This window comes from Streptomyces olivochromogenes (genome assembly GCF_021538895.1).
In the GTDB taxonomy this organism is placed as follows: Bacteria; Actinomycetota; Actinomycetes; order Streptomycetales; family Streptomycetaceae; genus Streptomyces; species Streptomyces olivochromogenes_A.
The window spans coordinates 1-9,108 of the sequence record NZ_JADDRL010000201.1; the positions used below are offsets into that span (position 1 = coordinate 1).

At 71.2% G+C, this 9,108-nt stretch carries 6 protein-coding genes; 2 read left to right on the plus strand and 4 right to left on the minus strand.

The window, feature by feature from the left end:
- Positions 1–192: 192 nt before the first annotated feature.
- From IPZ69_RS45150 to IPZ69_RS45165, 4 genes are all read right to left on the minus strand, one after another.
- Entirely contained in the window at positions 193–696 is a 504-nt protein-coding gene (locus IPZ69_RS45150) for an ATP-binding protein (RefSeq protein ID WP_308407614.1), read from the minus strand.
- Between the two features lie 315 nt (positions 697–1,011).
- Complete coding sequence (locus IPZ69_RS45155) at positions 1,012–1,779, minus strand: enoyl-CoA hydratase/isomerase family protein (protein ID WP_235460735.1); 768 nt, start codon at positions 1,777–1,779, stop codon at positions 1,012–1,014.
- Between the two features lie 78 nt (positions 1,780–1,857).
- Positions 1,858–3,099, minus strand: a complete 1,242-nt coding sequence (locus tag IPZ69_RS45160; protein WP_235460736.1) for a L,D-transpeptidase — start codon at positions 3,097–3,099, stop codon at positions 1,858–1,860.
- 158 nt (positions 3,100–3,257) lie between these two features.
- Positions 3,258–4,487, minus strand: a complete 1,230-nt coding sequence (locus IPZ69_RS45165) for a L,D-transpeptidase (protein WP_235460737.1) — start codon at positions 4,485–4,487, stop codon at positions 3,258–3,260.
- Between the two features lie 477 nt (positions 4,488–4,964).
- Between IPZ69_RS45165 and glgX the strand changes: the two genes are divergently transcribed.
- Positions 4,965–7,142, plus strand: a complete 2,178-nt coding sequence (gene glgX / locus IPZ69_RS45170) for a glycogen debranching protein GlgX (RefSeq protein ID WP_235460739.1) — start codon at positions 4,965–4,967, stop codon at positions 7,140–7,142.
- 108 nt (positions 7,143–7,250) lie between these two features.
- The coding region (locus IPZ69_RS45175) for an ABC transporter ATP-binding protein (protein WP_235460738.1) at positions 7,251–9,108 on the plus strand (1,858 nt) is incomplete at its 3' end.

Below are 9,108 nucleotides of genomic sequence, written 5' to 3' on the forward strand. Positions count from 1 at the left end.
GGGCACCACCGGCGACGAGCCCGGCACCGGCACGCAACGCCCCGCGGCGGTCGGTCGTAGTCACGCGCACCATTTAAGGCACGTTGGGTAAGAAAACAGCCGATTGACCCGAAAGGGCGATCGAAACGGGTCGCCGTGTTCGCGACCCCGACAGGCCACGACGACGGGGCTTCGCGGACCCGCGGACCCGTCCTACCGGTCGGCCACCCGCATCTCGAACCAGGTCGTCTTGCCGCGGGGCAGGAGGTCCACGCCCCAGCGGTCGGAGAGTTTGTCCACCAGGAACAGGCCGCGGCCGCTGATGTCCATCTCCTGAACCGGCATCAGACAGGGCAGGCCGCGCGAGGGGTCGCGGATCTCGATACGGATCCAGCCCCGGCGGCGGCGCATGCGGAGGCCGAACACCCGGGCGCCGGTGTGCCGTACGGCGTTGCCGACGAGTTCGGAGACGAGTAAGACCGCGTCCTCGGTCATCTTCGGGGTGAGCCCCCACTGGCGCAGGACGACGACCTGGGCGAGCCGGCGGGCGGTGGCCGCCGACTCCGGGCGGGACGGCAGCGGAACCTCGGCCTCCGTCGGATTGCCGAACAACTCGAGCGCTCTGAGCGCCCGTTCGTCCTCCACCGCGGGCGACCAGCGCGCCGCCGTCGCACGGCCGTGTCCCCGCGGCTGTTCGATGCCCTCCAGCCCCGCCATGCCCCCATCATGGCCGTCCGAAGCGCCCCCCGGGGGCGTTCCGGAAGAATACGCCCCCCGGAAGCTTCCATTCCGCGCCGTCCGATTGTCATATGCCGACGGCATTTCGGGCCCCACTACGGCCCGTCTGACCTGCGCGGACGATGCGCTCACGGGCAAGCGACGGGCGCCCTCGACAAGACAGACTTAAGGTTGCCTTAAGGTTCCCATAAACCGCCCCATCGAGGGACCCGGGTCAGACATCGCGTCAATTGCAAGAGGGTTCAGGCAGAAAATCAGAGGAACTCGGAGGAGCCCTGACGAACTCAGCGGGCGTCAGAGGAACTTGGCCTTGCCCGGCCCTTCCTCCACGAAGCTGCGCATGCCCCGCTCGCGGTCCTCGGTGGCGAACAGCCCCGCGAACCAGTTCCGTTCGACGGCGAGTCCGGTCTCGATGTCCGTCTCCAGACCGGTGTCGATCGCCTCCTTGGCCGCGCGCAGCGCGATCGCCGGACCCTGCGCCAGCTTCGCCGCCCACGCGTGCGCCTCGGCGTACACGTCGGCGGCCGGGACGACCCGGTCCACCAGGCCCAGCGTCAGCGCCTCGTCGGCCTTCACCATCCGGCCGGTGAAGATGAGGTCCTTGGCCTTGGAGGGGCCGATCAACCGGGACAGCCGCTGCGTGCCGCCGGCCCCGGGGATCAGGCCGAGCAGGATCTCGGGCTGGCCCAGCTTGGCGTTGTCGGCGGCGATGCGGATGTCGGCGCACAGGGCCAGTTCGCAGCCCCCGCCGAGGGCGTAGCCGGTGACGGCCGCGACGACCGGCTTGGGGATGCGGGCCACGGCGGTGAACGAGTCCTGCAGTCCGCGGGCGCGCAGGACCATCGCGGTGTGGTCCATGGCCTGCATCTCCTTGATGTCCGCGCCCGCCGCGAACACCTTCTCGCCGCCGTAGATCACCACGGCGCGCACATCGTCGCGCCGGGTGGCCTCCTCGGCGAGTTCCTTGAGCCGGTCCTGCGTGGCGACGTCCAGCGCGTTCATCGGCGGACGGTCCAGACGCAGCGTGCCGACGCCTTCGGCGACTTCGAGAGTGACGGTCATGGCAGCAGGTTAACGGCCACTAACGACGAAGGGCCCGGTGCCGTCCGTCACAGCACCGGGCCCCTTCACGCCGAAGGGCTAGGCCTTCCACTTCTCCCAGGACATGTTCCAGCCGTTGAGGCCGTTGTCGGGGTCGACGGTCCGGTCGTTGGAGTGCTTGACGACCACCACGTCACCGATCATCGAGTGGTTGAAGAACCAGGCCGCCGGCACGCTCTTGCTGTAGCCGCCGCGCACGTCGCGCAGGCCCACGCAGCCGTGGCTGGCGTTGAAATTGCCGAAGGCGCCGCCGCCCCAGTAGTTGCCGTGGATGAACGTGCCGGAGTTGGTCAGGCGGATGGCGTGCGGGACGTCCTTGATGTCGTACTCGCCGCCGTAGCCGACCGTCTCACCGTTCATGCGGGTGACCGTGAGCTTCTCGCTCATCACCATCTGGCCGTTCCAGGTGTCGTAGCCGGGCTTGCCGGTGGTGACCGGGATGGTCTTGATGACCTTGCCGTCCTGGGTGACCTTCATCGTGTGCTTCTTGACGTCCACCACGGAGACCTGGTTGCGGCCGATGGTGAACTTCACCGTCTTGGTCTGCTTGCCGTAGACACCGGAGCGGCCCTTGACGCCGTCGAGGTTCAGCTCGACGGTGACCTTCGTGCCGGCCTTCCAGTACTGCTCGGGACGGAAGTCCAGGCGGTCGTTGCCGAACCAGTGGCCCTCGACATCGACGGCCGGCTCGGTCTTGATCCTGATCGCCTTCTTCACGCCCTCGGGGTTGGTGATGCCCCGGGTGAAGTGGACGGAGAACGGCATGCCGACGCCGACGGTGGAGCCGTCCTCGGGAGTGAAGTAGCCGACGAAGGTGTTCTGCGGCGTCAGGGTGGTGAAGCTGGAGTCCTCGGCCGCCGCACGGCCCGCGGAGTCCTTGGCGACCGCGTGCACCGTGTACTTGGTGGAAGCGGCCAGATGGGTCGACGGCGTCCAGGTGGCGCCGCCGCCGGTTATCGCGCCCTCGACCTTGGCACCCTTGGCGTCCTTGACCTCGACCTCGGTCAGCTTGCCCTTGGCGGCGCCGACCTTGAGCGCGCCGCTCGTGTCGACCGACTTCGCCCCGTCCTTGGGCGCGATGGTGACGACGGCCTCCGACTGCTTGCCCTGCTGGGTCGGGTGGCCCTTGCCCTTTCCGTCCCCGGACCCCGAGTCGGATCCTCCTCCTCCGCCGCACGCGGTGACGGCCAGGAGGAGGACGCCGGTCATCAGCGCCCCCGCTCTCTTCCGGCCCCGCACCCGCGCGCCCACCGACGCCCCCGATATCGGCCGCACGTTCAAGTTGCTCTCCCCTCGGCGGGCCTGGTCAGGCCCGCACCCCACCACGTTCGTGCGCGCATATTAACTGGCGGGTTTTGAGGTTCGCGTCAGCCGAATGTCACTGTTCCGTCGCAACTTCGGCCGTCCGCCCCCACGGCTCAACCTCGACCCCCACCAGGTCACTTGCCCGCGCCGCCCGCCTTCCACTCCTTCCACCCCATGTTCCACCCTCCGAGCCCATTGTCGGGAGAGACCTTTTTGTCATTGCTGTGGACGACCTCGACGACGTCTCCGACCAGGCTGCGGTCGAAGAACCAGCCGGCCGGCGTGTCCGCGCTGCCGCCCTTGACGTCCCGCAGGCCGATGCAGCCGTGGCTGACGTTGACGCTCCCCGGGGCGTCCGGCGCCCAGTAGTTGCCGTGCAGGAAGGTCCCGGAGTCGGTGAGCTGCATGGCGTGCGGGACGTCCGGGATGTCGTACTCACCGCCGAAGCCGACCGTACGGCCGTTCATACGGGTGACTTCGAGCATGTCCATCACCACCATCTTCCCGTTGTAGGTGGTGTGCTCGGGTGCCCCGGCGGTGATGGGCACGGTGGCGATGAGCCGGCCGTCGCGGCGTACCTCCATGGTGTGGTCGGCCGCGTCCACCAGCGAGACCTGGCTGCGGCCGACGGTGAAGGAGAACGTCTTGTACTGCAGCCCGTAGACGCCGGGTGCCCCCTGCACGTCGCGCAGCCGCAGGTCCACGGTGACCTGGGTGCCGGGCTGCCAGTACGTCTCGGGGCGGAAGTCCAGGCGGTCCTTGCCGAACCAGTGCGGGCGGATCTCGACGGCGGGCTTCGCCGTGACGCGGACGGCGCGTTCGACGGCGGCGCGGTCGGCGATCTCCCGGTTGAAGGCCAGGGAGACGATCATCCCGGTGCCGACGGTCGCGCGGTTCTCCGGGGTGACGTACGCGATGAACCGCTGGTCGGGGACGTACGTCGTGAACGTGGTGTGCCGGGCGGTGCGGCGCCCGTTCTCGTCGGTTGCCACCGCGTCGACGGTGTACTTGGCGGCGAGCGCCAGCTTGTCCTCATCGGGTTCCCAGGTCGTGCCGTCGGCACTGATGTGCCCGGTCACCGGCGTTTCCTGGGCGTCCTGGGACCTGACCACGCTCACCGATTCCAGGTGCCCGCCGGGCACCCTCACGCGCAGCCGGTCGCCGGAACGTACGGACTTGCCGCCGTCGTCCGGTGTGACGCGGATGACCTCCTTCGGTGCCCTGGATTTTCCGAACACCCCCTCAAGCCCGGTCCCGCCCCCGCCCGGGGTGCAGCCGGCGGCCCCGGCCAGCAGTCCTGCCCATGTCAGTACGGCGGCCAGCGCGGCCCCCGCGCGCCGTGCGCGCCCGTGTGCATACCTCACGGGTGACTCAACGACCGGCCCCGCCCTGGGGAAACGTGAGTGCGACGCAAGCGCTGGGCAGAACAGTGGGGAGGACGACGCGATGGGGAGCCGCGCCCGTGTGCCGCGGGGTGCCGGTGCCGGAGGTCGGCCGTGCCGCGGACCCCTGGGTGCCGGCCCGGCCGGGTGCCCGGAACCGGCGGGGAGCGCTCCTGGGGCGAACGAGCCGAACGAAGGGGCCGCAAGGTGTCGAGCGCAGCCGAGCAGCAGACAGTGGCTCAGGAGTGGGCCGTCGAGGGCGGCCCCGCGGCCGCCGCGGTGGTCGAGCACGGTCCTGGGACCACCGCGGTGATCGAGAGCGGTCCGGTGACCGCCGCGGTGGTCGACGGCGGGGGCGCGCCCGCCGCGGTGATCGAGAGCCGCCCCGCGGCCGCCGAGGTGGTCGAACGGGGCCCCGCGCCGGCCGCGGTGGTCGAGACCGGCCCCGGGTCCGCCGCGATGAGCGGCGGCCGGCGCCCCACCCTTCCCGCCCCGCAGGTCTGGCCGGGCACGCCCACTCCACTGGGCGCGCGCTTCCGGGTGGGTCCGGACGGGGTGGCCGGCACCAACTTCGCCCTGTGGGCGGCCGGGGCGGAGGCGGTCCAGCTGTGCCTGTTCGACGAGCGGGGCCGCGAGACACGGCTACGGCTGAGCGAGCTCACGCACGAGATCTGGCACGGCTTCGTGCCGGGCGTGATGCCAGGACAGCGCTACGGCTACCGGGTGGACGGCCGCTGGGACCCGTGGATCGGCGCCCGCTGGAACCCGGCGAAGCTGCTCCTCGACCCGTACGCGCGCGCGGTGGACGGCGAGTTCAGCCTCCCGCCGGAGGTGTACGGCCATGTCCGGGACTGGCCGGAGCAGCAGGTGGCGGACACCGTGCGCGACGACCGGGACTCGGCGCCGTTCGTCCCGAAGGGAGTCGTCGTCGACGATGACGACGACTGGGAGGACGACCGCCGCCCCAAGACGCCGTGGGCCGACTCCGTGATCTACGAACTCCACGTGCGCGGCTTCACCAAGCTGCACCCCGGGATCCCCGAGGAACTGCGCGGCACGTACGCGGGTCTGGCGCACCCGGCGGCGATCGAGCACCTGGTGAACCTCGGCGTGACGGCCGTGGAGCTGCTCCCGGTGCACCAGTTCGCGCACGAGGACCACCTGCTGCGCCGCGGTCTGAAGAACTACTGGGGCTACAACTCGATCGGCTACTTCGCCCCGCACGCCGCCTACGCCGCCTCCGGTACGACGGGACAGCAGGTCGGTGAGTTCAAGCGCATGGTCCGCGCGCTGCACGCGGCCGGCATCGAGGTCATCCTCGACGTGGTCTACAACCACACCGCGGAGGCGGGCGAGCTGGGCCCGGCGCTGTCCCTGAAGGGCATAGACAACCGCGGCTACTACCGCCTCCAGGACGACGCGCGCCGCTACGCGGACTACACCGGCTGCGGCAACACCCTGCACGTCGTCCAGCCGCAGGTGCTGCGCCTGATCACCGACTCGCTGCGCTACTGGGTCACCGAGATGGGCGTGGACGGCTTCCGCTTCGACCTCGCGGCGGCGCTCGCCCGCTCGATGCACGACGTCGACATGCTCTCCCCGTTCCTGGCGGTGATCGCCCAGGACCCGGTGCTGCGCCGGGTGAAGCTCATCGCCGAGCCCTGGGACGTCGGTTCCGGCGGCTACCAGGTCGGCGCCTTCCCGCCCCTGTGGACGGAATGGAACGACCGCTACCGCGACGCGATCCGTGACTTCTGGCGCGGCGCGCTCCCGGACGTGCGCGACCTCGGCTACCGCCTGTCCGGCTCCAGCGACCTGTACGCCTGGGGCGGCCGCCGCCCCTACGCCTCCGTCAACTTCATCACCGCGCACGACGGTTTCACCCTGCGCGACCTGGTCTCCTACCAGGGCAAGCACAACGAGGCCAACGGCGAGAACAACCGGGACGGCACGCACGACAACCGCTCCTGGAACTGCGGGGCGGAGGGCGAGACGGACCAGGAGGAGGTCCGCTCGCTGCGACGGCGGCAGTTGCGCAACCTCCTCACCACGCTGCTGCTGTCGACCGGCGTGCCCATGCTGGTGGCCGGGGACGAGCTGGGCCGTACGCAGCGCGGCAACAACAACGCCTACTGCCAGGACAACGAGATCAGCTGGCTGGACTGGGGGCTGCTGGAGGACCCGAACTGGCGGGCGCTGTTCGACCTCACCTCCCGGCTGATCGCGCTGCGCCACCAGCACCCCGTGCTGCGCCGCCGCGCGTTCTTCTCCGGGCGGGCGCACTCGGCGGACGGGCTGCGCGACCTGGCGTGGTTCACCCCGCGCGGCACGGAGATGACGGAAGGGGACTGGTACGCGCCCGCGGCCACCCTCGGCATGTATCTGTCCGGGCGGGACATACCGGGCCGGGACGACCGGGGCGCGCCGATCCTGGACGACAGCTTCCTGGCCGTCGTGCACGCCGGCGACCGTCCCGTCGGCTTCGTGCTGCCGGGCCCCCCGTGGGCGGAGCGCTACGAGGTCGTCGTGGACACCTCCCAGGAGGAGCAGCGCGAGACACCGGACGTGACGCACCCCGCGGGCGCGGCGCTCACGGTGCCGGCCCGGTCCGTACTGCTGCTGCGGGTGGCCTCTTAGGCCGTCCGTCCGGCGCCTCGAACACGCAGGTCGTAGGACTGACGGCGGATCCGGGTCCGGCCAAAACTCGGTGGGCGTCGTCGGTGCCGATCCGTAGGCTCGCCGGTGATGCCCACGACATGTGCAACCACCCAGGACCCTACTGACCGTTCAGCCGTGCGCACGCTGCTGCGGCTGTGGCCCCACGTCCGGCCGGTGCGGGTGCGGCTGTTCACCGCGGCGTTCGTCGCGGTCGTCGCCTCGTGTCTGGGGCTGGTGATCCCGCTCGTCCTGAAGTGGATGGTGGACGGTCCGGTGGCGGACCGGGATCCGGGCGGGGTGTGGCTCGGCGCGCTGTACCTGCTGCTGCTCGGCGTGGCCGAGGCGGGCCTGTTCGGGCTGCGGCGGTGGCTGGTCGCGCGGCCGCTGTCGCACGTCGAGGCGGAGATGCGGGCGGAGTTGTACCGGCATCTGCAGCGGTTGCCGGTCGCCTTCCACGACCGGTGGGCCTCCGGCCAGCTGCTCTCCCGGGCCACGACCGACCTGATGCTGCTGCGTATGTTCCTCGCCTTCCCGCTGACGTTCCTGCTGGTCAACGGGGTGACGATCCTGGTCGGCGTGATCATCATGCTGCTGCAGGACTGGACGCTCGGCCTCGTCATCCTCGGTCCCGCCCTGCCCGTCATGTGGACCTGTGCGGTCTTCGAGCGGAAGTACGCGGCGGTGGCGCGGCGCGCCCAGGACCAGGTCGGGGACCTGACGACCCTGGTCGAGGAGAGCGTGCTCGGCATCCGGATCATCAAGGGCTTCGGGCGGCACCGCAGCCAGGCACGGGCGTTCGGGGAGCTGTCGCGGACGCTGCGCGGGACCGAACTGCGCAAGGCCCGGCTGCTCGCGGCGATCTGGGGCGTCATCGTGACGCTGCCGGAGCTGGCGATCGGGGCCGCGCTGGTGCTGGGCGTCGTCCAGGTGGCCGACGGCGAGCTGTCGGCGGGCACCCTGGTCGCCTTCCTGAGCACGGCACTCGCGCTGCGCTGGCCGGTGGACTCCATCGGCTTCCTGCTGGCGATGACCCAGGAGGCGGCGACCGCGACGGAACGCTACTTCGAGGTGATGGACGCGGAGCCGGAGGAACCGGGCGCGAGCGGTGCCCGGCCGGCGGCGAAGGCACCCGTGCTTCCCGACACCACGCCGGACCGGAGCCCCCTGGCCGTGCGGGACCGGCTGCCCGAGGCCACGCGCGGGCTGCGCTTCGAGGGCGTGCGGTTCCGCTACCCCGACGCCCCGCCCGACTCCGCTCCCGTCCTCGACCTCATCGACCTGCACGTCCGCCCCGGCGAGTCCATGGCCCTGGTCGGGGCCACCGGCAGCGGCAAGACGACGCTGACCGCGCTCGTCCCCCGGCTGCACGAGGTCACCTCCGGGCGGATCACGCTGGACGGGCGGGACATCACCGCGATGTCGCGCGAGGAACTGCGGTCCAAGGTGGCCGTGGCCTTCGAGGAGCCGACGCTGTTCTCCGCCTCCGTCGGCGAGAACGTCCTCATGGGTGCCGGTCCCGAGGCCGGCGCGCCGGAGCTGGGGCGGGCCCTCGCCGTCGCCCAGGCCGAGTTCGCGCACGCGCTGCCGCAGGGGACGGACACCCGGGTCGGCGAGCAGGGCCTGAGCCTGTCCGGCGGACAGCGGCAACGGCTGGCGCTGGCCCGGGCGGTGGTCGGCCGGCCCCCGTTCCTCGTCCTGGACGACCCGCTGTCCGCCCTCGACGTGCACACCGAGGCCGCCGTGGAGGCCGCGCTGCGCCAGGTCCTGGCGGACACCACCGCGCTCATCGTGGCCCACCGCCCCTCCACGGTGCTGCTCGCGGACCGCGTCGCCCTGCTGTCGGGCGGCCGGATCACCGCCGTCGGCACCCATCACGAACTGCTGCGCGGCAACGCCGAGTACGCGCACCTGATGTCCGGGGAATCCGAACAGGAGGACGCACGAT